General features: G+C 42.6%; 19 protein-coding genes. 10 read left to right on the top strand and 9 right to left on the bottom strand.

Annotated features, from left to right (window positions below; genetic code table 11):
• Window positions 1-68 precede the first annotated feature (68 nt).
• Window positions 69-731, top strand: coding sequence for a DUF4136 domain-containing protein (locus ACVW2L_RS11455; RefSeq protein ID WP_457128103.1), 663 nt, complete (start codon window positions 69-71; stop codon window positions 729-731).
• Between the two features lie 32 nt (window positions 732-763).
• On the opposite strand, the gene ACVW2L_RS11450 is transcribed toward ACVW2L_RS11455, so the two are convergent.
• Window positions 764-997 carry a hypothetical protein gene (locus ACVW2L_RS11450; protein ID WP_457128102.1) on the bottom strand — a complete coding sequence of 78 codons (234 nt, stop codon included), beginning with the start codon at window positions 995-997 and terminating at the stop codon, window positions 764-766.
• A gap of 10 nt (window positions 998-1,007) precedes the next feature.
• A complete protein-coding gene (locus ACVW2L_RS11445) occupies window positions 1,008-4,751 on the bottom strand; it encodes a T9SS type A sorting domain-containing protein (RefSeq protein ID WP_457128101.1) in 3,744 nt (1,247 codons plus the stop codon).
• A 377-nt stretch (window positions 4,752-5,128) separates the two neighbouring features.
• Between ACVW2L_RS11445 and ACVW2L_RS11440 the strand changes: the two genes are divergently transcribed.
• Window positions 5,129-8,809 (top strand): S8 family serine peptidase, encoded by a 3,681-nt coding sequence (locus ACVW2L_RS11440; protein WP_457128100.1) that lies wholly within the window; start codon window positions 5,129-5,131, stop codon window positions 8,807-8,809.
• A 138-nt stretch (window positions 8,810-8,947) separates the two neighbouring features.
• Here ACVW2L_RS11440 and ACVW2L_RS11435 read toward each other — a convergent pair whose 3' ends face one another.
• Window positions 8,948-9,442 (bottom strand): hypothetical protein, encoded by a 495-nt coding sequence (locus ACVW2L_RS11435; protein ID WP_457128099.1) that lies wholly within the window; start codon window positions 9,440-9,442, stop codon window positions 8,948-8,950.
• Between the two features lie 124 nt (window positions 9,443-9,566).
• Between ACVW2L_RS11435 and ggt the strand changes: the two genes are divergently transcribed.
• The 4 genes from ggt to ACVW2L_RS11415 all read left to right on the top strand — a co-directional run bounded on the left by ggt (window position 9,567) and on the right by ACVW2L_RS11415 (window position 13,391).
• Entirely contained in the window at window positions 9,567-11,255 is a 1,689-nt protein-coding gene (ggt, locus tag ACVW2L_RS11430; protein ID WP_457128098.1) for a gamma-glutamyltransferase, read from the top strand.
• Between the two features lie 61 nt (window positions 11,256-11,316).
• A complete protein-coding gene (locus tag ACVW2L_RS11425; RefSeq protein WP_457128097.1) occupies window positions 11,317-11,772 on the top strand; it encodes a MarR family winged helix-turn-helix transcriptional regulator in 456 nt (151 codons plus the stop codon).
• Window positions 11,773-11,881: 109 nt separating this feature from the next.
• A complete protein-coding gene (locus tag ACVW2L_RS11420; protein ID WP_457128096.1) occupies window positions 11,882-12,397 on the top strand; it encodes an FKBP-type peptidyl-prolyl cis-trans isomerase in 516 nt (171 codons plus the stop codon).
• Between the two features lie 58 nt (window positions 12,398-12,455).
• Window positions 12,456-13,391, top strand: coding sequence for an FKBP-type peptidyl-prolyl cis-trans isomerase (locus ACVW2L_RS11415; RefSeq protein WP_457128095.1), 936 nt, complete (start codon window positions 12,456-12,458; stop codon window positions 13,389-13,391).
• Here ACVW2L_RS11415 and ACVW2L_RS11410 read toward each other — a convergent pair whose 3' ends face one another.
• From ACVW2L_RS11410 to dapF, 6 genes are all read right to left on the bottom strand, one after another.
• Window positions 13,392-14,702: a cryptochrome/photolyase family protein gene (locus tag ACVW2L_RS11410; protein ID WP_457128094.1), complete on the bottom strand. Its 1,311-nt coding sequence runs from the start codon at window positions 14,700-14,702 to the stop codon at window positions 13,392-13,394.
• A gap of 42 nt (window positions 14,703-14,744) precedes the next feature.
• On the bottom strand, window positions 14,745-15,656 hold the full coding sequence (locus ACVW2L_RS11405; RefSeq protein WP_457128093.1) for a TIGR01777 family oxidoreductase: 912 nt from the start codon (window positions 15,654-15,656) through the stop codon (window positions 14,745-14,747).
• Window positions 15,657-15,702: 46 nt separating this feature from the next.
• Window positions 15,703-16,149, bottom strand: a complete 447-nt coding sequence (locus tag ACVW2L_RS11400; protein WP_457128092.1) for an SRPBCC family protein — start codon at window positions 16,147-16,149, stop codon at window positions 15,703-15,705.
• 2 nt (window positions 16,150-16,151) lie between these two features.
• Window positions 16,152-17,600, bottom strand: coding sequence for an SDR family oxidoreductase (locus ACVW2L_RS11395; RefSeq protein WP_457128091.1), 1,449 nt, complete (start codon window positions 17,598-17,600; stop codon window positions 16,152-16,154).
• 104 nt (window positions 17,601-17,704) lie between these two features.
• Window positions 17,705-20,599, bottom strand: a complete 2,895-nt coding sequence (locus tag ACVW2L_RS11390) for a DEAD/DEAH box helicase (protein ID WP_457128090.1) — start codon at window positions 20,597-20,599, stop codon at window positions 17,705-17,707.
• A gap of 120 nt (window positions 20,600-20,719) precedes the next feature.
• Window positions 20,720-21,511, bottom strand: coding sequence for a diaminopimelate epimerase (gene dapF / locus ACVW2L_RS11385; RefSeq protein ID WP_457128089.1), 792 nt, complete (start codon window positions 21,509-21,511; stop codon window positions 20,720-20,722).
• 172 nt (window positions 21,512-21,683) lie between these two features.
• Here dapF and ACVW2L_RS11380 point away from each other — a divergent pair, with 172 nt between their 5' ends.
• From ACVW2L_RS11380 to ACVW2L_RS11365, 4 genes are all read left to right on the top strand, one after another.
• The gene (locus ACVW2L_RS11380; RefSeq protein ID WP_457128088.1) at window positions 21,684-23,252 is read left to right on the top strand and encodes a trypsin-like peptidase domain-containing protein; all 1,569 of its coding nucleotides are present in this window, start codon (window positions 21,684-21,686) and stop codon (window positions 23,250-23,252) included.
• 207 nt (window positions 23,253-23,459) lie between these two features.
• Window positions 23,460-23,798: a PadR family transcriptional regulator gene (locus ACVW2L_RS11375; RefSeq protein ID WP_457128087.1), complete on the top strand. Its 339-nt coding sequence runs from the start codon at window positions 23,460-23,462 to the stop codon at window positions 23,796-23,798.
• Window positions 23,795-24,460 (top strand): hypothetical protein, encoded by a 666-nt coding sequence (locus ACVW2L_RS11370; protein WP_457128086.1) that lies wholly within the window; start codon window positions 23,795-23,797, stop codon window positions 24,458-24,460. The genes ACVW2L_RS11375 and ACVW2L_RS11370 overlap by 4 nt, the downstream gene beginning before the upstream one ends.
• Window positions 24,461-24,493: 33 nt before the next feature.
• Complete coding sequence (locus ACVW2L_RS11365; RefSeq protein WP_457128085.1) at window positions 24,494-25,192, top strand: hypothetical protein; 699 nt, start codon at window positions 24,494-24,496, stop codon at window positions 25,190-25,192.
• Window positions 25,193-25,394: the final 202 nt, after the last annotated feature.

The raw sequence follows: 25,394 nt of genomic DNA, 5'->3' as shown, positions 1-25,394 counted from the left end.
ATGTTCAGTTACACTTAAACCTTCGCTTATTCAATTGTCTAATCAGCATATAAAAAAGATGTATAGCTATGAAAAAATTGCTCTTTTTCGCATTGGCAGTTATCACTTTATCTGCATGTTCAACGCGTTATAACTATTATGTTGCGGGTTTAAATAGAACTAACCTTAGCGCTTACCGAACGTTTGCCTGGATGCCGCCAGAAAACGGCACCGCATCAGAAAACAACATAGTAGCCGATACAAAAATTAAAGATGCTGCAACACAAGCCCTTACCCAAAAAGGATTAAACCTGCGACAGCGCGACCCAGATTTGTTGGTGAGTTATACAAGCGTTGTAGGCAGAGGCAGCCGTACTAACTACTACACCAATTATTATGGCGGTGGTTTTGGTTATAACTATGGCGGCTGGGGTTATGGCGGTATAGCCTGGAATAACTGGTACAGACCTAATTATTATGCTTTCGGTGCGCCATTTGCTTATGGGGGTACTTCAATTGAACGCGAGCATTACAAAGAAGGTACACTGATAGTTGATCTGATAGACAGGCGTTCTCAGCAGGTAGTTTGGCGCGGCTTTGGTGTTGGCGAAGTGCATAAAGACCGCCAAAAAGATGTTGATGCCTTACCTGATGTTGTTGCAGGAATATTGAACCAACTTAGTTTAGCTCCTTCATCGGCGGCACCTGCGGGTGGGAGCGGTGTGCGATACAACCGAGATCGCGCCAGGTAAAGAATAGATAGGATTATGCAGAAAAAAGGAAGCTACGCAATAGCTTCCTTTTTTTGTTTGTTATGTAAATACCAGGTAGCCAATATCAAACCGCCAATAACCAAAATTATCAGCCAATTATCAAGGGGTACATTTGCGCAACCATTTGGATCATATCCCGGATCATCAGGATCTCCGGAACATGGGATGGGATCGCCTGCAAATGTGGCAAGGCTTATAAATATAAAACAACTACACAGCGCTAAGGCTTTCCAGATTTTTTGCATAAGATATATTTTAAAGCTTGATGAATTTTGAAGTAGCAATTACTTTATTAACGCCATTATCAAAAAGCTCAACAGTGTATGGGCCGGGTATCAGCGATGATAAATTCTCCTGTCCGGTTTTTGAACTAAATTGTGATGATCTAACTATCCTGCCTACCGAATTGTAAATTGACATTTTTATTGAACCTTTAACTTCCGCTTTTATGTTAAACTGCAGCATATCGCTAACCGGATTTGGAAACACGCTAAATGTTGCATTTTCTGTAGGTTGTACTACTACTATAACCGAAGAATAGGTCACCACGTCATAAATATCAGTTTGTTTAAGGCGATAATAAACTAAGTGATCTGTTGAAAGATCTGTGAAACTGTAATTTCCGGTCGATGCCGATATAGAATTGTCAATTCCCACAAAGTTTTTATTGTCTAAACTTTTCTCTACTTGAAAATAAGTATAATTATACTCGTTTTGCGTACTCCATTTTAACACGTTGCCGGTTAAGGCTCTTTGCCCGTTAAATGTTATCAACTTGTACGGAGGTAATGTTTTTACGCTTACAACAACCTCAAAACGATTGTTTCCAAAAGTTGCAGCGTTATTTTTATCAATATCAAAGTTGTAAGTACTGTTGGCTCTTAGGTCTAAAGAGTCTTTTTTGTAATTATCCTTTAGCCATACATCATATTTGTCAGGAATATCCGTAAGGTTCATTTTATTCAAGGTAAAGGCCCCGCTTGAGTCATCATCAACACTTAAAGAAACAGCTGTTTTTTTCTTGTTTAATGGTTGCGACGCTGTGCTTACCAGATGTTTATCGGCTGTCATTGCCCCTAAAAACACTGTCTGACCGTTTGCGCTTAAATCGTCCGCGTCTTCCGTGTTAAGGTAATTTTCGTTATAATCGTTAGAGAAACGTAGCAGCGTAACGTCATAGTTAGCGCTATCCTGTACCATTTGCATTGTTATAAAGCCTTCTTTTTGAATTACAGGCGAAGTGCTCATTAGTAGCGGTATCGGTTGCGTTGCAGTTTTCATCGCCTCCGTGAAATTCAAATTGCCCGCAGTGGTAGCCTTAACAAAAAAACCCTGCCCGCTTGCGAGGCTGACACTTGTAACCCCTGGCCCCATGCTACTACCACCTGGCGTATATAGATAAAAGAAACCAGTGGCGGGCCCGGCGCTAAGTGCTGCATTTGTAACAGTAATAGCCGAGGGATAAGGATTGCCCAAGAGATTATATCCTGTGTTTGTACCCGCAGCTGTAGCTAACAGCGGGTAGCTAAAATTTTGTTGGTTAATCGCGCCTGTTTGTAGCCCTACAACGCCCGCTTCCGGGGTAGCAAAGTTTCCGCCTGACTTAACCAGTTTACTAAGAGGACTACTATTGTTACCTCTAAAATAAAAGTAGAACCCTTGCCCGGCCTTGCTGGTAGTAGAAGCAAATGTAGTAGGTACAGTAAAACTACCGTTACCGGTGTTGCTGTAAAGTAAAATAGTTGGGCCATTGGCAGTATATCCACTTGGCTGGTCCCAACCACTTGCGCTTCCACCCAAACCTGTTATTATCAAGTTTGTTTTTAAACTGGTGAAACTCGAAACAGTGCTGCTGGTAGGAGGAATAGCATTTCCACTGGTGTTTACAGGAAAGCTCATTAATCTCCAGCCTCTGTTACTTAAAGCTCCGCCGCTAAAATATCGCTCGACCGTTACATTGCCCGTTACACTCGCACCTGATGGGATTTGAGCGACAGATGCCGTACCGGTAGCGGCTGACTTAAGCGTAAGCCTACCTGCTGCAGCTAATATGGCTGTTCCTGTTAAGGTTACAACTCCGCTGCTCCTAACATTAAATGTACCTGGGCCTCCTAAAGTTTTTGTACCTGAAGTGCTGACTATTAAATTGTTAAACGTAACCGGAGTCGTGCTGTTGGTATTGTCAATGGCTTGCGCACCGCCTAAACTCAAGTTGACTGTTCCTGCTGACGCTGTAAAAGTACCCGGGTTGGTATTGCTAATGGTAGCTGCAACAATATCTATGGTGCCGCCAGATTGAGTTATCGTACCGGTGTTTGTGAAAGTAGCACCGTTAAAATCCAATGTTCCTAATGATGCCGTAACAGTGCCTGAATTAGAGAATGCCCCGGTTACAACCACAGATCCGCTGCCGCTATTTGTCATGGTGCCGCTGTTGGTTAACGCTCCCGCGTAAGTGGCACCGCCCGTTCCCGTAATATTAACTGTTCCCGCATTTGTACTTGTCCCGGTATTAGGCACGGTGAGCGTGCCTGCATTGTCTATAATGCCCGTTGTAGCGCTATTGATGAGCGCAGTTGTTGCTCCCGTCAAAATCAAACTTCCACCGCTGGCAATATTCATGGTGGTTGAGTTAGTAATTGGAGCCGAAGACGTTAAGGTCGTACTTGCGGCTATGGACGAGATGGCTCCTGCGGGAATGGTTATCACACCCGTTCCTGTTATAGTTGGATTGCCGGCAGCACCAACATTTGTAGTACTAATACCGCTATTTAAGGTAAATAACCCGGTGGTTAATGAAGCTGCTTTAGTTTTTCCGAATATAATTTGACTTAAAGTTGTATTTGCAGTGAATACTGGTTGATTTGTAAAAGTTACTACGCCAACCTGAACTACATCAAAATTACTAATACTGGTTGGTGCAGGGCCGCATAATGTAGCAAAATTGGCCATGTCATTCCATAAACCGCCCGCTTGCCCACCTATCCAATTTATGGTTTTAGCGATATTAAAACTTGAACCAGTTATACCATTGCCCGACTGATAATTAACAGAACCTGGCGCGATTATAAATGCCGGGCTTTGTGCAGTACCTATTGCGAATTGGATGGTACTTGAAGCAGGACAAAGCTCTGTATAATCCATTGTCACAAAATAATTTACTGTAGTAGCGGCCCCAGGAAAATTTTCGGTACAGGAAAACCTTGTGTTTGTACTATTAATTACTCCATCCGCTATAGACGAGCCAAAACCTGTTGGAAAAGATGTTGACGTGGTGGACCTATATAATTTTGCGTTAGTAAAGATTGCTTGCGCGTTATTAGCACTTGTAATAGCAAATTGATCAACCTGTAAGGCACCGGTTACTGTTACCGAAAATCCAAAAACAACTATACCGGTTTGACCATTCACCAGCGTACCAGTAGTTAAACCGCCGGTTAAATTAGTTACCGAAACAATTGGCTTGGCTAACGAATAAGTAGTTCCTAAAGCCGCGCCGGATAAACTATAGCTGGGAAAATAACCCGGCCCCTTTACAAATGACATGCTAAACTGAGTAGTGCTTGGCAGCGTTGCATAAGATTGAAAAACGCAATCTGCCACTAAGTAAAAGGTATATGTGGTGCCTGTAGACATCGCCTGGGAAAATCCCGTAATGGTTATATCGTCTCCATTGATGACGACTGTGGCTCCTGATACATTAGTGGCAGTTGCGTACGAGCCGGAAGTTGACATTTTTAAAATACCTGAATCAAAATAAGAGTTAGCTTTATTATTGCTACTCGAAAACTGCAAAGTTCCCAATGTTAAATTTGACGATACGGTCATATTCACACCATATAAAACCTGCGAAGTTAAACCGTTTCTTAAAGTGGAACTTGTTGTGAAATCAAAATCACTGGTGCAGGTGATAGTTTGCCCCACCGCTCCGCTAAAGCAAAACATACATCCTAAGAATAGAGCAGCGGCAAATAATTTAAAAAGTATTTTTTTTACCATAAACAAGACTGACCGATACAATAAGCAAAAATAATGCTGGCATAGTTTTTAATCCAGAAAAACCACCTGTTGTTGTGATTTTAATTTAAGCGGTTTAAAATGTCGCTGTGTGCTGATTTTTAAAGGATTTTGCTAATAAAGATAGGTAAAGTTTTTAATTCATGTATTAACGAGCCAGGGTAATATTTTGCTCGTATTGAGGTGTTTATTGCCCGTAAATTTCCCCATTTTAACAGATTAAAAATTTCTTAATCTGATTTAAAATGCAGAAACTTGTTAACTCCCGCTTACATTATAAGTTGCGGTTAATATGGTGTATGATTAAACGTTACGTTGGGCTTTGCTTCTTAATTTGCTGTGTTTTATTTGAGCCCGCAATGGCCCAGCGCCCGCTGGTGACAGACGCTAACAGGCTGCAACTTAACGGCATTGCTGTTAATGCCAATAATAAATTTTTGCAGGGGCAGCAACGCGCATTAACCCTGGCGCCCAACAGGGGATGGGCAATAACCAGGCAGATCCCAAATGGCGGCATCGTTTCTCTTCAGGGCATTGATTCATTGGGCTTCCCTATTTACCTTGTCACACATAACAATACAATAGCCGCGGCTACAACCGGCACTAATCAAGTGCAGCCCGGTGGTTCATCAGGCTTAAATTTATCAGGATCAAGTACTTTTTTAAACAACAAGTTGGCCATATGGGATGGCGGCCGGGTGTTGAGCACCCACCAGGAATTTACCGGAAAAACCATCACGTTTGGCGATAATGCGGCTGTTATAGATCATGCAACGCATGTTGCAGGCACCCTCATGGCAAAAGGCATCTACGCGCCTTCGCGCGGAATGGCCTTTAACGCTAACACACTGTCTTCCTTTGATTTTAATAACGACGTTGCAGAAATGAGCGCCGCTGCGTCTAACTTGTTGTTATCCAATCACTCCTACGGTGAAGTAGCTGGCTGGAATTATAATACCACTGACCTGAGGTGGGAATGGTCTGGTTTGCCGGGCGATAATGTTGATTATAAGTTTGGTTTTTATAGCGCCCGCACCCGCGATTTTGACCAGATAGCCTACAATGCGCCTTATTACTTAATTGTTGAATCGGCGGGTAATAGCCGCGACAGTAACGGGCCTGCAGTTGGCCAAACTTATTACGGATATTCAAGCGCCACTAACCAAAGTTTTGTTAATAAGGGGCCGCGCCCGGCAACTATAAGCAGCAACAATGGATATGATATTATAAGTGTTACCGCAAACGCCAAAAATATATTGACTATTGGCGCCATTAACCCATTGCCGTTTGGGCCTACATCAAGCAGCGACATAAGCATAGCCAGCTTTAGCAGTTGGGGCCCAACAGATGATGGGCGGATAAAGCCGGATCTGGTGGGCGATGGTGTGAATATGCTGTCAACAAGCAGCAATGGCACAGCATCTTATAGTGCGCTGTCAGGAACTTCATTTGCGGCGCCAAATGTAACGGGGTCACTACTCTTGTTGCAAGAGTATTATGCGCAAAAAAATGCCGGTAATTTTATGCGGTCGGCAACTTTAAAGGGCCTTGCATGCCATACCGCTTTTGATGCCGGCAATGCCGGGCCAGATTATATTTATGGTTGGGGCCTGCTAAACATGCCTAAAGCTGCGCAGGCAATTACAGATAACGGCGCTAAAAGTAGTATTAGAGAGCTGGTACTTACGCAGGGCCAGCAACAAACATTTACCGTAACAGCATCAGGCAATGGCGAACTGATGGCAACTATTTCGTGGACTGATGTTCAGGGTACACCAACAGCTGATGGCACGGTAAACAATCGTACGCCTAAACTGGTAAATGACCTTGATATTCGTATTACAGACGGCGCAACTACATTCCGTCCCTGGGTGCTTGATCCTTTACAGCCAACATTAGCCGCCATAGCCGGAGATAACATTCGCGATAATATTGAGCAGGTATATATACCCGGCGCCCAACCCGGTAAAACGTATACCATAACCGTATCGCATAAAGGAACGTTACAAGGTTCGCAGCTCTACTCAATAATCATTACCGGTATTGGTGGCACCGCTTACTGCGCTTCGGCACCTTTATCGTCTGCAGATTCGCGCATTAACCAGCTAACATTATCCAATGTAAACTATGCTGCCGGGTCAGGCTGCACATCATACACAGATAATACAGGATTAACTGTACAGTTAGAACGCGGCAAAACTTATCCCCTGAATTTAACGCTGGGTACCTGCGGCAATAACTTTAACAAGGCTGCCAAAGTTTTTATTGACTGGAACGGGAACGGAATTTTTGAAACAAGCGAGCTGGCGGCCACAACTAACGTTATTAATGGTACCGCTACTTTTAATGGCAATATTACAGTGCCTGGTACCGTTACAGCAGGCAACTATAGTATAATGCGGATTGTTTTATCAGAAACTAACGATGCATCGTCCATACAAGCCTGCGGTAGCTATGCCAAAGGCGAAACACAAGACTATCGCGTTCAGTTTTTGCAAACCGCCAATGATGCCGGTATTACAGCAATTGTAAATCCTGAAACATCAGGCACTTGTAGCGGTACGACACTTGTTACCGTAAAGATCAAAAACTTTGGCAGCATGCCGGCAAGTAGTATCCCGGTAACGGTAACTGTTAAAACTGCCGATAATGTTACAACTACGTTTAACGAAACCTACCCGGGCACACTGGCCCCACTGGCTGAGGACAATTTTACCCTTAACAGTATATTTAATGCAGTGCCGGGAACCACTTATACTATTACAGCCGCAGCCAACTTGCCCAATGATATTATCATAACTAACAATAGCGCATCTGTAATTACGCAAACGCTTGTATCTCCGCCGCCAACTAATCTTTCTGCGGTATACTGTACTGATACAAAAAAGTACCTGTTAACGGGTGCCGGAAACGGGCAGCTTTTTTGGTACCTGAATGCCAATGATGCGATACCATTTGCTTACGGACAAAACCTTACTACCAGCCAGGCGCCTGCCAACGGCACGTACTACGCAGGTTTAAACGACTTTAAAGCGTCTGTTGGTCCGGCTACCAAGAATGTGTTTTCAGGCGGCGGTTATAATCAGTTTACCCCTTCGGTTTTTGTAACTACGGCGGTACCAGTTGTGATACAAAGTGCGCGACTGTATATCGGTAATTCAGGTTTAATAACCTTTAATGTAAGCAATACCGACGGGCAAATAGTATCAACCAAAACTATAAATGCTGCCGCTACACGCAGCAACCCTGCACCGGGCGAATTGGCTAATGATCCGAACGACCAGGGTAGAGTTTACAACCTTAATCTTACTCTGCCTGCAGCCGGTAAATACACCATTAGCGTTGTTTTTGAAGGGAATGCCACATTGTTCAGAAATAATAGCGGCATTACGGGCTATCCTTTTAAAGCAGGCGATATATTCAACATTACAGGTAATGATGCCACGCCTGCATCCAGTACAGATACTGAGTATTATAAAAACTTTTACTACTATTTTTATGATATGCGGGTACAAAGTACCGGTTGCGCATCTGATCAGCGTGTTGCCGTTAATTTATCTAAACCTGTTATAACACAAACTTCTACAGCAACATTAAGTTCAAGCGCTGCAACAGGAAATCAGTGGTATTTAGATGGAAAGTTGATTGAAGGGGCCACCGGGCAGACATATAACCCCACTCAGAGCGGGAGTTACACCGTTAGTGTGCTGCTAACCAGCGGATGCACCTTGTTGTCTGATAATTTTGTGTTTGCACTAAAAGCCTTAAATCCTGATAAAAGCACGGAGATTGGATTGGCCACCTTCCCGGTGCCGGCAAGTAAGTTTTTGAATGTATTATTCGAAACAAAAGCCGCGGAGCAGCTTACCCTTAACCTGATTAACAGCGCCGGTAAAATTGTATATACCCAGTTAAAAACTATAGCTGCCGGTAGCTTTAGCACTTCAATAGATGTGTCACACCAGTCGCCGGGGACATACACGGTAAGGGTGATACTTGGGCAAAAAAGCTACAGCCATAAAGTGATAATAATTCCTTAATATTTCGGATTTCGGATATTCGATTTCGAATTTGTTTTGATTTATTATTCGAATCTCCTGTAGACAACAAGAAATTTGATTGGAAGCAAACTCTTGTGCCCACCCAAACATCCGAAAATCGAACATCGCAATTCGAAATTAAAAAGTGTATTTAACTCCCAGTCCGGGTGCAATGTCAAAAAATGGTCCTTTGGCTAATTCAACACGCGGATTAAGATCAAGGCTAACTGCTATAGGCGATTTTGGAATCACATACTCCAAACCTAAAACAGCATCGGCTCCTACCAATAAAGTGGCATCATAATATTTATTTTCCGCGCTGGCAAAAAAAATGTTCTCCCGTCTTCCGACAGAACCAAAGTGGGCACCAAAACCATAATAAAATTTTAATTTATCAACGCTAAATGCCGGTTGATGAATCTCGTAAAGGCCGGTTAATACTACGCCATGACTGCGGAAACCAATAATGCCTTCAAGCGCTACCCTGCTCTGCATAAAATATTTACCTGATATGCCGCTTTCATAGCCGCCAAATTTTAAGCCGGCGGCCCATTTATAATCCTGCGCATTTGATTTTGTAGTGATGAATAACAGGAATAGCGAAGTAAGTAGAATATAAAAAGCTCTTTTCATGCTGGTATAACGTCGTTTTTTTCAATTTATGGTAATTTATATGAAAAATTGGGGCAATCCTGCTGTGGCGAGATTTAAACGGCCGATATTTTTTATATTGCAGAAGCTTTAAACAACTGTTATAATGGGATTTTTTTTGCGCAGGCTTTTCATAATTTTTATAGGGGTTTTGTTGTTGAATTCGGTTAAAGGGCAGCAAAAAAATGAAGCGTACGCCAACGGCATGGTGGTATGCGCTTATCCCGATGCTGCCAAAGTTGGCCTTGATATTTTGAAGAAAGGCGGCAACGCTGTAGACGCAGCTGTAGCGGTACAATTTGCGTTAGCCGTTACCTATCCTCAGGCCGGCAATATTGGCGGCGGTGGCTTTATGGTGTTCCGGTCGGCTAAGGGAGAAACAAACACGCTTGATTTTAGGGAAAAAGCACCGGCGCTGGCATCTGTAAATATGTATCTGGATGCTTCAGGGAATGTTATTACAGGGTTAAGTTTAACATCACATAAAGCATCAGGTGTACCGGGATCGGTTGATGGTATGGTAGAGGCGCATCGTAAATACGGCAAATTAAAATGGGCCCAACTTGTACAACCGGCTGTAGACCTGGCGCAAAAGGGCTTTAACATTACCCGGCGCCTGGCAGGGGACCTGAATGGTTTGCAAGCATCTATTACAAAGCAAAACCCCGGTAAGAAATATTTTATAAAAGATACCCCCTGGCAGCAAGGTGATTTGCTGATACAACAAGATCTGGCCAAAACACTGACGTTGATACGCGACAAAGGCAGGGCGGGCTTTTATTACGGCACAGTTGCAAACGAGATTGCGGATGAAATGAAACAAGGCGGCGGACTAATTTCAAAAGCCGATCTTGCTGCCTATCACTCGGTTTGGCGTAAAGCCATTAAGGGCACTTACAGAAAAGAATACACCGTTATTTCTATGCCACCGCCATCAAGTGGCGGAATAGCGTTACTCCAACTGCTTAAAGCTGTAGAAAAATACCCTTTGCACAACTGGGGTTATAATGCAGATTCGACGGTGCAACTGATGGTAGAAGCGGAACGACGCGTTTATGCGGATCGATCTAAATATTTAGGCGATCCTGACTTTTACAAAGTACCTGTTGATAGCCTGTTGAAACCCCAATACATAACAATGCGTATGGGCAGTTTTACCTGGAAAGAGGCTTCAACAAGCAGCAGTATACAACCCGGGACATTCGCCGGCTATGAAAGCGACCAAACCACTCACTATTCTATTGTTGATAAAGAGGGTAATGCGGTGTCTATAACAACTACTTTAAATGGTACGTTTGGCTCAAAAATAGTGGTAAACGGGGCAGGTTTTTTATTGAATAACGAAATGGACGATTTTAGTTCAAAACCCGGCACGCCTAATATGTACGGCCTTGTGGGCGGAAAAGCTAATAGCATTCAGCCCGGTAAAAGAATGTTGTCGTCAATGACGCCGGCGATAATTGAAAAGAATGGAAAACTGTTTATGGTGGTAGGCACGCCGGGTGGCTCAACCATAATTACCTCGGTTTTTCAAACTGTATTGAATGTTATTGATTTTAATATGGATATGCAGGGAGCGGTTGCGGCACGGCGTTTTCACCATCAATGGCTGCCGGATAAGGTTGATATGGAGAAAGACGCCCTAACACCAACAACTATTAAAACGCTGGAGCAAAAAGGATATAAAATAGTTGAGAAAGGCTCACCGGGCCATGTCGACGCTATTTTAAAAACACAAAATGGCTACCAGGGCGGCGCAGATCCGCGTGGCGACGATACTAAGTTGGGCTGGTGATAAAAAAGTCATAAAAATTTGCCTACAATTGTGTGTTGCAAATCTGTCTATAACATCACCCATGCCTGCCAGCAAAAATAACCAGGAAACCATTGATTATTTGTTGAAAATTGTTTGGCAATCCATGGCCAATAAATACAACCTTATTGTAGCTGATTTTGGTATAACGCAGTCTATAGGTTATTTACTTATTAATATTGATGAGCATGAAGGCACCACTGTTTCGCAGGCAGCGGCTTTGCTTGGGCTTAAATCTACCAGCCTTTCGCGAATGCTGAATCAGTTAGAACAAAACGGATTAATTTACCGCGAGTTAAATAAGGGCGACCGTCGCTCAGTTAAAATCTATCTAACACCACTGGGAATTGAGAAAAGGAAACAGGCGCGTGTAGTGGTAAAGCAGTTTAATAATTATTTGAACAAGCACATTAATGAGAGCGACAGAGCGTATCTGATGAATATGCTAAAAAAGATAAATCGCCTTACCCTGAATTATAAACCAGAAGAGCCATTATAGCGTTCTAAATAGCCTTAGGTTAAGCGTTATGATGGCTTGTAAATGTTAAAAAGTGTTAACCCGCTGTTTTTGCGATATAAAAGAATAAATTTGCAGTCGGAAAATTGAGATGAACAGGGTAGCAATAATAATAGCAGTGTTGTTTTTTTGCTTTACTGCCTGCAAAAAATCTGATTTGGGGTCTGCGGCTGAAAAAGCCCAGGCTGCTATTGACGATAAAATAATCAGTGATTATCTGGCAGCTAATCCGGGCCTGGCGGCTAAAAAAATTGACACAACCGGCGTTTATTATATTGTAAACGACCCAGGGAGTGTAAATACCATTTTTACCAACGCCACCCGTATTACTATTGGATATACCGGAAGGATTTTAACCACCGGGCAGAAATTTGTAGAGTCTGGCGACTTTAACCCTACGTTTGCGCTTGGCGAAGTAATACGCGGCTGGAGGTTGGGCATACCGCAAATAAAAAAAGGCGGATCGGTACGATTACTGTTGCCTTCGCGTTATGCGTACGGGCCATATCCGCAGCCTCAGTTAGGCGCAGCGTTCGGTTTAAAAGACGGATTACCAGGCAGCGCAGTGCTTGATTTTGATATCAACCTGTACGATGCCGTAAATTGATGAATACTAATAAACGGAACTTTGGGCTTAAGCCGGAGAGTACCGGTAATAATAACAAATGAAAAAAATAATTCTTTCTGTATTAATTGCAATTGTTGCCGGCTTTGTATCATGCCGCAAAACAGCCACGGACCCTGATATAAACCAATATGATGAAGAACAAATACAGGCTTATATTAAGAGCAACGGCATCACCGGTATGCAACGCGATGCGTCTGGCGTTTATTATAAAGTTTTAAAAACAGGTACCGGAGCACGCTTTAATTATCCGGATAGTATTGGTCTGGTTTTTACCCTACATACTTTTGACGGACAATATGCGTCTGTTGATACTTTCGCTAATCATTATACAGGTTATCTTGGTCATATATCTGATTCGGGGTATCCTTTGCCTTTGGCATTACAGACCGCTATTTATGATCTTGTAAAAAATTACGGCGGTAAGATAAGGTTGCTTATTCCATCGCACCTTGGTTACGGAGCAAAAGGGATAGGTACTGGTAGCAGTACTACCGTTAATACCCGTATAACCGGTAACCAATGCCTTGATTATTACATAAACGTAATGAACAACCAACCCGGTGATAATCAAAGCACTTATGATGACCTGGTGATAAGAAATTATCTGACAGCCAACAATCTGACTGGCTTTCAGAAAACAGCGTCGGGAATATATTATCTTATTAGACGCCCCGGGGTTGGCACAACGCCCGTTACCGATAATTCTTACGTAAACTGTAACTATACATTTTTACTGCTTAACTCTTTTATTTTTAACCAGTATAATACAGGATCAACAGGCGCTCAGCTTGAAGTTCCCGATGTGATTCCGGGTGTTAGAGAGGCTTTTAAAAGTTTTGTAACTACAGGTACTAATATGACGGTTATTATACCCTCTACACTGGCCTATGGCTCCGCGGGTATTAAAAGCCAGGGCTTACCGGGAAACAGCTGCGTACGTTTTGATGTGCAGGTTTTTAACGTTGCACCGTAATTATTTACTTAGTGCCGTTTTAAAAGCCTTTAGGCAGCGATCACGCGCAAAGGCATGATCAATAATGGGTTTAGGATATTTGCTAAAATCGGCATATTCCGGAACCCATTTTTTTATGTACTTTAATTCGGGATCAAATTTTTTTGTTTGCGCATCAGGACTAAATATCCTGAAATAGGGTGCCGCGTCCGTACCAGATCCCGCCGCCCATTGCCAACCACCCACATTGCTGGCCATTTCGTAATCTAATAGCTTCTCAGCAAAATAACGTTCTCCCCAACGCCAGTCTATCAGTAAGTGTTTTGATAAAAAGCTTGCGGTAAGCATACGTATGCGGTTGTGCATAAAGCCCGTCCCATTCAGCTCGCGCATACCCGCGTCAACCAAAGGGTAGCCCGTTCGGCCTTTGCACCAGGCTTCAAACTGATCTTCGTTATTGATCCATTTTATCCTGTCGTATTCGGGCCTGAACGCATGGTCGACTGTTTGAGGAAAATGGTGGAGTATCATCATGTAAAACTCGCGCCATATCAACTCATTTAGCCATGTTTTCTCTTTCGCGCTATTAGCTTCGGTTGCCAATTGCCTTATGCTAACAGTACCAAAACGCAGGTGAATACCAATGTGCGATGTGCCTTTTATGGCCGGATAATCTCTTTTTTCAGCATAGTTGTCAATAACATCCCTGTATGTTTTACCCGGGATAGTTTGGTCGCTTCTTTCAAACCCGAGCGATTTTAATGCGGGTAGTTTTAATGCATTTGTTGGATAAAGATTTTTTAAATACTTTTTAATGGGATAAGAACTGAGATAAAAACTATTAAGCTTTGCCCGCCACTTACGACTGTATGGGGTAAAAACGGTGTAAGGCTTTCCGTCATCCTTTACCACCTCATCCTCTTCAAATATTACCTGGTCTTTATAAGTATTAAATGATATGTTGTGCTTAGCCAGCAAAGCGCGTATATCTCCATCGCGCCGTCTGGCGTAGGGTTCATAATCATGGTTAGTGTAAACTTCGGCAACATCAAAATCTTTAAGTACAGCTTGCCATGCGTTTTTGGGCGTATCATGTAGCACCAGTAAACTACTGCTGTGTCTTTCCAACTCGGTTTTCAAATCTGCAATTGCATCATAGATAAAAGTTACGCGCGCATCTTTTTCGTTATTCAGTTGCTCCAATATTTCCTTATCAAAAATAAAAAGGCACAACACCGGATACCGGCCTTTTAAGGCATGATACAAACCCGCATTATCATCTAAACGCAGATCGCGCCTAAACCAGAAAATATTAATTTTTTTGTTTGTCATGATTTGAAAAGGAATGGCTCAGAGCCGGGTGAGCTACCTGCATTATGCTTTTTTATAAAGATCCTTCAATGCATCACTTAGCTCTGGATAGCTAAAACTAAAGCCAGCTGCCTTAATTTTTTTTGCTGATGCATTTGTACTCCCTAAAACCACGGTACTCATTTCGCCCAAGGCTAATTTTAATGCCAACGCAGGCACATTAGGCATCCAAAAAGGCCTGTGCAGCACCTTTGCAATGGCTTGTGTAAACTGTTTATTGGTAACCGGTTCGGGCGCTACCATGTTGAAAGCGCCGCTTAGCTCTTCGTGTTCAAGGGCAAACATATACATGTAAATTACGTCCTGCTCATGTATCCACGGCATCCATTGTTTGCCGCTGCCCAATGCCGCACCAACACCCAACTTTACGGGTGCGGCTATTTTGGGCAATGCGCCGCCGTCTTTGCTCAAAACAACGCCTGTTCTGAATTTTACTATGCGCAATCCCAATTTTTCGCCTTCTGTAACAGCGTTTTCCCAAGCCACGCAGCATGTGCCCATAAAATCATGAGTCGGAGCGCAGGTTTCATTCATCACATCATTGCCTCTGTCGCTATAATAGCCAACCCCGGAAGCTGATATTACCGATTTAACATGGTGTGAATTCTTCTTCAATAAGCCATAAACCAGTTCTATTGATTTGGTACGGCTTTCTATGATCTCTTTTTTACGCTCTTCTGTCCAGCGTCCATCGGCAATGGCGCTGCCCGCCAAATGGATGATGGTGTCTACACCGTCAATACAATGCTCATCTATCTGTCCCTTTTCAATATCCCATAAATAGGTAGCTACGCGCGCATCGGTGCCGGGTTTTCGGCTTAAATGACTAACCTGATAACTTTTGCTTAATAAGTGCTCAGTTAGTTGTTTGCCTATAAGGCCTGTTCCGCCGGTTAACAAAATATGTTTGCTCATAAAGGCCGTGTTTGTTTAATAAAAGTTTACAGTAAAAGGTTCTTTGTTAATTGTTTTCAATACAAGTCTTTAAATCATTTAGCCTGATTTTTACATTGCGTTTTAGTATTTGTTTTATTGATGCAGCAGCAATATTAAACGGAAAACGTAAAGTAAACGAATAAAGAAAAACAACCTCAGTTATATGCGGGCCTAAAGTTTTAAAAGTCCAGGAGCCCAGAAACGCGCTGAACATATAGGGCCCTTTGGTCATTTGTATGGCTGTAGCTTTTGGGCGGTTAAAGGTAATGTATTCAGTAACCATGCCTAACCCATTCTTTGCCTCGCAATAGGCTTTAACGCCTTTGGCGGCACCGGCCGCACCATTCATTAAGTCGGCTTTTCTCAAAAATGTATCCCAGTTTAAGCGTGTTGAATAATCCTGTGTAAAGTCAAAAACCACATCGGCCGGCTTGTCAATTACAATCGTCTCTGTGAATTTTATCGACTTCATCTTTATTTAACAGGCACCACTTTATAATTCACTATTTGGTTAGCCATGCCTTTAAATATAAAAAAATGAAACGGAAACATGGTATACCAATATATTCTTCCCCATAAGCCATTGGGGCGAAAGGTGGCTATCTGGCTCAGATTGCGTTCGCCATCCTTATCAATTATAATAAATTCCAACCAGGCCTCGCCGGGTAGTTTCATTTCTGCGTATAGTAAAAGCCGGCGCGCCAGCTTATCTACCAGTAACACCCGCCAAAAATCTATGACATCGCCCGGCGAAACACTGATGTTGCTGGTACGCCCGCGACGCAGCCCAACGCCACCTACTATACGATCAAAGAAACCGCGCATACCCCAGATCCAGTCCCAGTAATACCAGCCACGCGAGCCGCCTATAGCCATAATATTATTAAGCACATCAACCGGATCGCGCTTAAAGGGCAGGCATACTTTATATTCAAGCGTGCCGTTTTGCGGCACCTTTATCTGGTCCATAAAATCAGAGTTAAGGTAGCCGTTATTTAATGCATCGCGCCAGCTGGACACAATAGAGTTTTGCTCAATCTTTTCAAAAGCAAGCTCCAGCGCCTCCCGATAGCTGAGGCAGTCACGTTTTACTACATCATCAATGGCGTGATCCTTCATTATCGTTTCGTTCTTCATGCTGTCAACCAGGCTTTGGGCCAACGAGTAACTTACCGATGTGACAAAATATAACCAATACGAAGACAGCTTGGGGGAGAGAAACGGAATAGTAATTATTTTTCGTTTAAGATGCCTTACAGCTGCGTAATTAAGCATCATTTGTCTGAATGATAATACATCAGGGCCACCTATGTCAAAGGTTTTATTATACGCCTTTTCGTTTAGCTTTACGCCGCTCAAATAAGCCAACACATCCCTAATGGCAATAGGCTGGCATTTGGTATCTACCCATTTGGGTACCGTCATAATGGGTAGTTTTTCTGTCAGGTCGCGGATGATCTCAAATGATGAACTGCCCGAGCCGATGATGATAGCAGCGCGCAATACAGTTAGTTTTGCTTTTGCCTCGCGTAAAACATCCTCCACATGGCGGCGGGATTTTAGGTGGTCCGACAGGTTATCATCGTTGGTTATACCGCTTAAAAATATCAGTTGTTTGCAGTTGGTTTTATCCAGTTGCTTAACAAAGTTTTCAGCAGACTGCGCCTCCAGTTTAGCAAAATCCTTGTCCTGCGACATGCTGTGAACCAAATAATAGGCCACATCAATGTTTTTAGGGAAAGGTTCGATATCTTCCTTTATTAGATCGCCTTTTAATAGCTCAACCTTATCGCTAAACTCGCTTTGCTCATGGAAACGGCGCTTATCGCGCACCAGGCAAACCAAATTATGATCTTCCTCCAGCAAAACCGGGATCAATCTTGTACCTATGTAACCGTTAGCGCCGGCAAGTAATATTTTCATATTGAGGTAACAAGAAAGGGGGGAGGGTGTTTTAGCCCCTCTAAATCTCCCCCGGAAGGGGAGAATTTAAAAAGCCCTACCTTACGGGGAGGGTTGGGTGGGGCTTACCCCAAGATCTCCTTAATATCCTCCGCCGTCAGCGATTTGATAAAGCTATCCTCGGTAGTAATTAGTGCGCGGGACAAACTTAGCTTGCGCTGTTGCAGTGCCAGGATCTTCTCTTCAACGGTATCCTTAGTGATGAATTTATAAATAAATACGTTTTTAGTTTGGCCTATGCGGTGCGTACGGTCTATGGCCTGCTGCTCAACAGCAGGGTTCCACCACGGGTCGAGGATGAAAACATAATCAGCCTCGGTAAGGTTAAGCCCCACGCCACCGGCTTTTATGGAGATGAGGAACACGCGGGTGTTTTTATCTTCCTGAAACTGCTTTACCACGTCGCCACGGTTTTGCGTGGCGCCATCAAGGTATACATAAGGAATTTTCTGTTCCTCCATGTGGTTACGGTATATGGTAAGCTGCTTTACAAATTGCGAAAAGATCAAAACTTTGTGGCCTCCGTCAAGCACTGTAGAAAGCGTATGTGTTACGTTTTCAAACTTACCCGAATCACCCTCGTATTCCTGGTCTATCATGGATGGGTGGTTGGCTATCTGCCGCAGCTTGGTCAAACCCTGCAATACCTGGATCTGTGTTTTGGCAAAAGTACCGTCTTCCAAACTCTTCAGCAATTCGTTTCGGTATTCTGATTTTACTTCTTCGTAAACAGATGCTTGTTCTTCGCTCATCTGGCAGTAGAACAAGTTCTCGGTTTTAGGTGGTAATTCCGTTGCCACCTGCTCCTTGGTACGGCGCATTACAAATGGCTTAATCAGTGCCTGCAATTTGCGGGCCTTATCCTCATCTTTTTTCTTTTCTATAGGTGTTACAAACTCGTTCTGAAAATATTGCTGAGAACCCAACAAACCAGGGTTAATGAACGACATCTGTGTCCACAGATCATTTACTGAATTTTCTACCGGCGTACCGCTCAGTATCAATTTATAGCGAGACTTTAACTGTTTAACCGACTGGAATGATTTTGACGAAGCATTCTTAATATTCTGACTTTCGTCTAATATGATGTAATCAAAAAAGTACTGTTTTAGCAGATCAATATCTATCCGGGTGATGCCATAAGTAGTAATCACTACATCATAGTTAGCAAATACCTCTGCAGATTTATAACGGAAAGTGCCGGTATGCACCATCAGTCGTAACTGTGGAGCGAATTTTTTAGCCTCATTAAGCCAGTTGTAAATAAGCGAGGTAGGCATAATAACCAACGATGTGCTTTTGCCTCCATCAGCCTCGGCATCTTCTTTATGTTTTTGCAGCAGGGCCAGCGTTTGTATAGTTTTACCCAAGCCCATGTCATCTGCCAAACAACCGCCAAAATTATAATTCTTTAAAAAGTGGAACCAGTTATAACCCGCCTGCTGGTAATGCCTAAGCAAGCCGTTAAAGTTGACGGGCATAGGTAGGTCTTCCAAAGCTTCAAAGTCAGTCAGTTTTTGCAGCTTGCGGCTCATGGTTACTTCGGCCATTTCGCCTTCTGCCAGGCTGTTTACCAACCCTATATGATGGCGGCGCAGTTTAAGCTTCTCGCCTCCTTCGCTAAAATGCAGCAGGTTGCCGTATTGCGAAAACCATTTTTCGGGAATAACCGCTATTTCGCCGGATGGCAGTGTGAATTCTTTTTTATGATTAAGGATATGATTGCGCAGTTGTATAAACGGAATTTGATAGGGGCCGAAGTGTACCACCGCATGAATATCAAACCAGTCGTTGTTTTCTTGAACCTGCAGATCAATTTTGCTTGAGCCGAAAACGTAACGCTTTTGTCCCTCGGGTTGATCTATCTCAAAACCCTCGTCTATTAATTGCTGATGGTGCTGGTTAAGCCACTCAAATACCGAGAAAGGATGATCGTCCTCATCGCTTACAGATGCAACCTCCAGATTTTGAAACAACGATGAAGCCGTTTTTAATCCTAACGATTCCAGTAGCTGCAATTTTCCCTTCTCCCAGCTAACGGAGCGTTTTATGCGATGGAAAGTGTAATCATCGTCTTTGCGCTCTATCCGTACAGAAATATGCCTGCCGTCACCATAGGGGAAAACATAACCCGCGTATTTAAAATAGAGCTGCAGCTGTGATGTGCCGCCCTCAACATATATGGGTTTAAGTACGGGCCGGGCATCATACTTTTCTGTGTTGATAGTAAAGCCTTCGGCATAAACGTTGTGCTTCTCAATAAGAGGCGCCACAAACTTTTCAAAGTAAGATTGCTCTGATGATTTTGGGATAGCTATGTAGCGCTTGTTTAAAAATGGCTGTAGTTTTTTACCTTCAATCTCTTTATCAAAATAGTAAAGCGTGTCGTCCATCAGCATCCATGCGGGATGGTTGCAAATAATCTCGGCATTTTTAAACATAAATTCAATGCGCATTCCCTTGTATTTAATAGTGGGGAAATAGCGAATTTCCTCCTCATTTCGCCTGAAATGGAACAGCACCGATGCCGGTTCTTCAGCAATTTGCAGCCTGCGCTCGGCGGGATAGCCCTCTTTGCTCATCAGGTAAATCTGTTTGCTGCCCATCAAATTAAAGGCCTCGGCTAAGCGCTTTTCTATTTTCGGTCTTATCGTCTCAAAAAGCTGCTCAGAAAATACTTTGGCAAAAAATTCTGACGGGCGAATCAGCTTTTTATAGTAGCGTTTTATAACGCTGCCCTGCTCAATTTCCTCCAAAAGCTTAATTAACTTCAGATCTGTATCGGCCAAACATTGACCAAATTCTGTAGCTGTATTAGAAAATAAACGCTGGTGGGTTAAAGAAAATTCGCCGTTGGGGTTAAGCTGAACTATGTGTGGTTCAATTACATAACCAAGATACTCATGCTTAGCAATGGAGTAAATTATCTGGCAAGGTTTTGAACTATCAACACGTAACATAGGCTTCTAACAAAAAATATTTAGAAGCTACATCAACAAAAAATTCAAACGTACTCAGAATTTGGGGTAATTAAAAGCGTTTGGGGTTAAATAATTGTTAAGTGTGAGCTTTAAGCTCGTTTACGCTTTCACCTCCACTTCCCCTCCAAAAACCAACTTAGCCGGCCCCTCTAAAAATATATCAGTAAACACCTTGCCATTGTAATTAAAGCGGATGTTCAGATCGCCGCCTAAAACTTTAACAGGCGTTTCAATGGTGCCGGTTTGGTTGTTGTGTTGAGCCATGGCTAAGGCTACAGCCGTAACGCCCGTACCGCAGGCGTAGGTTTCGTCCTCAACGCCGCGCTCAAAAGTGCGCACAAAGTAGCCTTTATCGGCAGGCTCAACAAAGTTTACGTTGATGCCCTTAACCTTGTAAGTATCATTATTACGGATGGCGCGCCCTTCGTGGTAAACATCTTTATCTTTCAACCCATCGGTAAGTGCTACATAATGCGGCGAACCGGTATTCAATATATAGGCGTCACCATCGCGGTTAACAGTATCAACATCAATCATTTGAAGGCTCACCCAATCTCCCTCTGCTGAAATTTTGGCATGGTGCGGGCCATCTACTGCCAAAAAATCGGTTTCTGTGTCAATAACACCTAAAAATTTTGCAAATGCTACAATGCAGCGTCCGCCGTTGCCGCACATGCTGCTGGGCTGGCCATCAGCGTTGTAATAAACCATCTCAAAATCGTAGCCTTCAACGTTCTGCAAAAACATCATACCATCGCCGCCAATACCAAAGCGTCTGTCGCATAAGCGCGAAATGAGCTGAGGATCAGTATGATTTACGGTTTTTTGACGATTATCCACCAAAATAAAATCATTGCCGGCACCCTGGTACTTATAAAATTGTATTTTCACGATGTAAAGTTATTGAAGGCTGCGCGTAAACAAGTATTTAAAATGTCAGATTAAATTTTAACATTTTTTAACAAAAGTTACTATAACTTATTGTTGCAATTGCCGTCTATATGGTATTAAATTTGAAGTTGAAATTAGGACAAAGCTAAAAAATATAAAGAGAGTAAATAATATGAAAAAGATAGGTTTAACATTATTGACCGCATTTGTTGGCGGTGCAATGGCACTGGGCACCTATAAGGTGTTTGAGAGTAAGTATGCTGATAACATGAGTCTGGAAGACAAGCAGAATGTTTATTTTGCCAATAACAAAGCATTGTCAAACATTACGTCGTCTGCAGGCGAGGCTGATTTTACACAGGCTGCAGCAGCGGTAACACCTGCGGTGGTTTATATCCGTACTACTTATGCTGCCAGTGCCAGTAATAACAGGCAGCAGGACATGATGGATCAGATGTTTGGAGATATGTTTGGTCAGCGCGCACAGCCGCGCCAAAACACGCCTAAAATGGCATCAGGTTCGGGCGTTATCATTTCGCCTGATGGCTACATTGTTACCAATAACCACGTGGTATCAAAAGCTGATAAAATTGACATTACCTTAAATGATCACCGCCACTTTAAAGCTAAGGTGATAGGTACAGATCCTAACACGGACCTGGCTTTGATAAAAATTGAAGGCACCAACCTGCCGGTTGTTAAGTTTGGTAACTCTGATGACGTGCGCGTAGGCGAGTGGGTATTGGCTGTTGGTAATCCGTTTAATTTAACCTCAACGGTTACAGCGGGTATAGTTAGCGCTAAGGGCCGTGGTATAGGCATACTTGACAGCCGTAATAACGACGAGGATGATGATGACATGGGCGGCAACCCTTTTGGTATGCGCATGCAACAACGCAGCCAAACCGCTAAAGCTAATACAGGTATTGAGTCTTTCATTCAAACAGACGCAGCCATTAACCCTGGTAACAGCGGTGGTGCCTTAGTTAACACCAAAGGCGAATTGATTGGTATTAACTCCGCTATCGCTTCGCACACCGGATCATACGAAGGTTATGGTTTTGCCATACCTGTTAACATGGCCAAGAAAATTTTAGGCGATATCCAAAAATTTGGCGCGGTAAAACGCGGTTATGTGGGCGTTCAATTTACTGAGTTGAGTGCAGACAATGCAGAGTCACTTAAAACAGACAAAACAGTTGGACTGTACGTACAGGAAGTATTGGCAGGTAGCGGTGCCGAGGCAGCCGGTATTAAAGTAGGCGATATCATCAGTAAAGTTGAAGGTAATACGGTATATGAATCATCAGATCTGCAAGAACGTGTTGCCCGCTTAACACCTGGCGACAAGATCAAACTTACCGTACTGCGTGATGGTGCTCCAAAAGACTTTGTGGTAACGCTTAAAGGTGAAGCTCCGGTAGCTAAAAAGACCGAAGTTGCAAAATCAGCAACCGAGTTATACAATAAATTAGGTGCCAGCTTTATTCCGCTGTCTGCCGAGCAGAAAGCCAAATTTAAGGTAAACGGCGGGGTATTAGTAACACAGATCCGTCCGGGCGGCTGGTTTGATCAAACTGATATGGCCACAGGTTCTGTCATCACCAAGATCAATCAGCAATCTATTAACAGCGTAGCAGATATTGATAAAGCTATAACCAACATTAAAGGCAGTAATTTGGTAATATCAGGTGTTAGTCCGGATGGCTATATGTTCACCAACACCTTTATGGTTAAATAACAATTGATTAAATATAAAATGAGGTAACAGGCTCCCCGATTTCGGGGAGCCTGTTTTGTTCAGCCCCCTCTAAATCTCCCCCGGCTGGGGAGACTTTTTTGATAATTAAGCTGAAACGGCCCAAGTCGCCCAGCGCGAATAGGAAATAAATCAGATAAAATTTACTTTTTTATTTACATACATAAGAAAATTATGTATACTTGTGGCATGAGTAACAACCCGTTATTAAAAGGCACCTTGCAAACCATTATTTTAAAATTACTGGCAGACCATACAGAAATGTACGGTTACGAAATTACCCAAATGGTAAAGGAAGTTACTGATGGCGAAATTATGATAACAGAGGGAGCCTTGTACCCCGCCTTACATAAATTGGAAGCCGAGGGCCTCCTGGAAACCTTTACCCAGATAGTTGATAACCGCGTGCGCAAATATTACCGCCTTACAGAGCATGGCGGGCAGCAGGTGTCTGACAAGCTAAGCGAAGCCGCTGCTTATATTAATCAATTGCAACTTTTACTAAACCTTAAACCTGCATCAAAATGAAACTTAGCAAGGACGATGTTGTCTACCTGAATAATTTTTTAAATAAAGAACTGGTATACCGCGAAACCTATAACGAAATGCAAGATCATATCCTAAGCGCGTTAGAAGAATACCCCGACAATGCAACGTTTGAAACGGCGTTCCACGATATTATAAACACACAATTTAGCGGAATTGCCGGCTTGCGCGCCATAGACAGGCAGTACCGCAAACACGGCGTTACCGAAATGCGTAAAAAGTATCTCAATCACATAGCAAATATGTTCAAGGCACCTTCGGTTTTTTGGCTGTCTATAACGTCAATAAGCGCATATTTTCTTTTTAATTATTTACAGAAATCCTCGTATTGGACTGTCTTTTTATGTGTTGCAGTTGTACCGGGGCTCATCAATGGTTTCAGATACATCAGAATGGGTTACTTCTACGGCACTATTAAACGATCAGTTTCTGACGACGGTTTCAGGCTGTTAAAATACTTGCCGGGGTTATTATTCACCTTTTTTATGTTTTTCCATTTTGTATTGCTGAATGAAAAGCCTAACGTTTGGATAAATACCGTACAACCGGGTGCTGCAAGCATAGTGTTTATGATTTATTTTCTGCATGCGGTATTTTTCTTTAAAATGTATAAAGAGGAGTTTAAGGTTAATATTGCCAGATAATTTATACAGAATAACTTAAAGCATGCTTTAAAAATGATACTGTCAGACGGAGATTTAAACTGGGTAAAAGATCGTATGGCCATATACGATATAAAATATCAGGAGATATATGACGAGCTACTGGATCATATATTAACCGCCATTGAGGGCAAGCGCAAGGCGGGTGATGTTAAAGAGATATCGGTGCTTTTTCAAAACGTGGTAGATGAGCAATTTGGAGGATATGCAGGCATTGAAGACTTGGCTCAAACGCAAGAGAAAATGCATCAAAAAAGCATTAGGCAGATTTTTTTTAACAGTCTAAAAAGCAGGTTTAACTGGCAAACGCTGCTCATTACCATAGTTTTGCTGGCCGTATCAGTAAAAATTCCGCACAGCAGGCCCGTGCATATCTTCTTTGGCTTAACTGTTTTTTTTCTTGTGGTTTCGCCGGTTTTATATGCCTATAGTTTGTTAGCGGGCAAAATAAAAACCATTAAAGGCAAAAGGTCATTATTTAAGGGCCATTTATTAACGCAAATGGCTGTGCCGTTAATGTTGCTGAACTCGTTTATATATATCCCTAATTTATTCGACGAAGCAAGCGGCCGTAAAGAATTCTCATCAGTAAAAAGCCTTAGCCCCATGGCCATGATGGGTATAATTATATTTTTAGTAATTGTTAACCTGAGTTATATACAAACCTGCCGCCAGATAATTGAAAAGAAACTTAATTCATTGAGGGTGTATTAACATCTTAAGCAGGGTATATTGCTGCATACGGCATCCTTTTTATAAGATGTTAGTAGTTTTTAGCATCAAAGTAACTTTAAAAAATATTTAACATTTTTTAACAAGCCTGCAATGATCTTATTATCAGCTATATATTTTATGTAAACGTAAATTTACGTTGTAGCACTAAAAAAATAGTTGCTTTTGAATAGTAAACCTGTTA

It is taken from the genome of Mucilaginibacter sp. HD30 (assembly GCF_054061755.1).
This window is presented reverse-complemented; position numbering and strand designations above follow the sequence as displayed.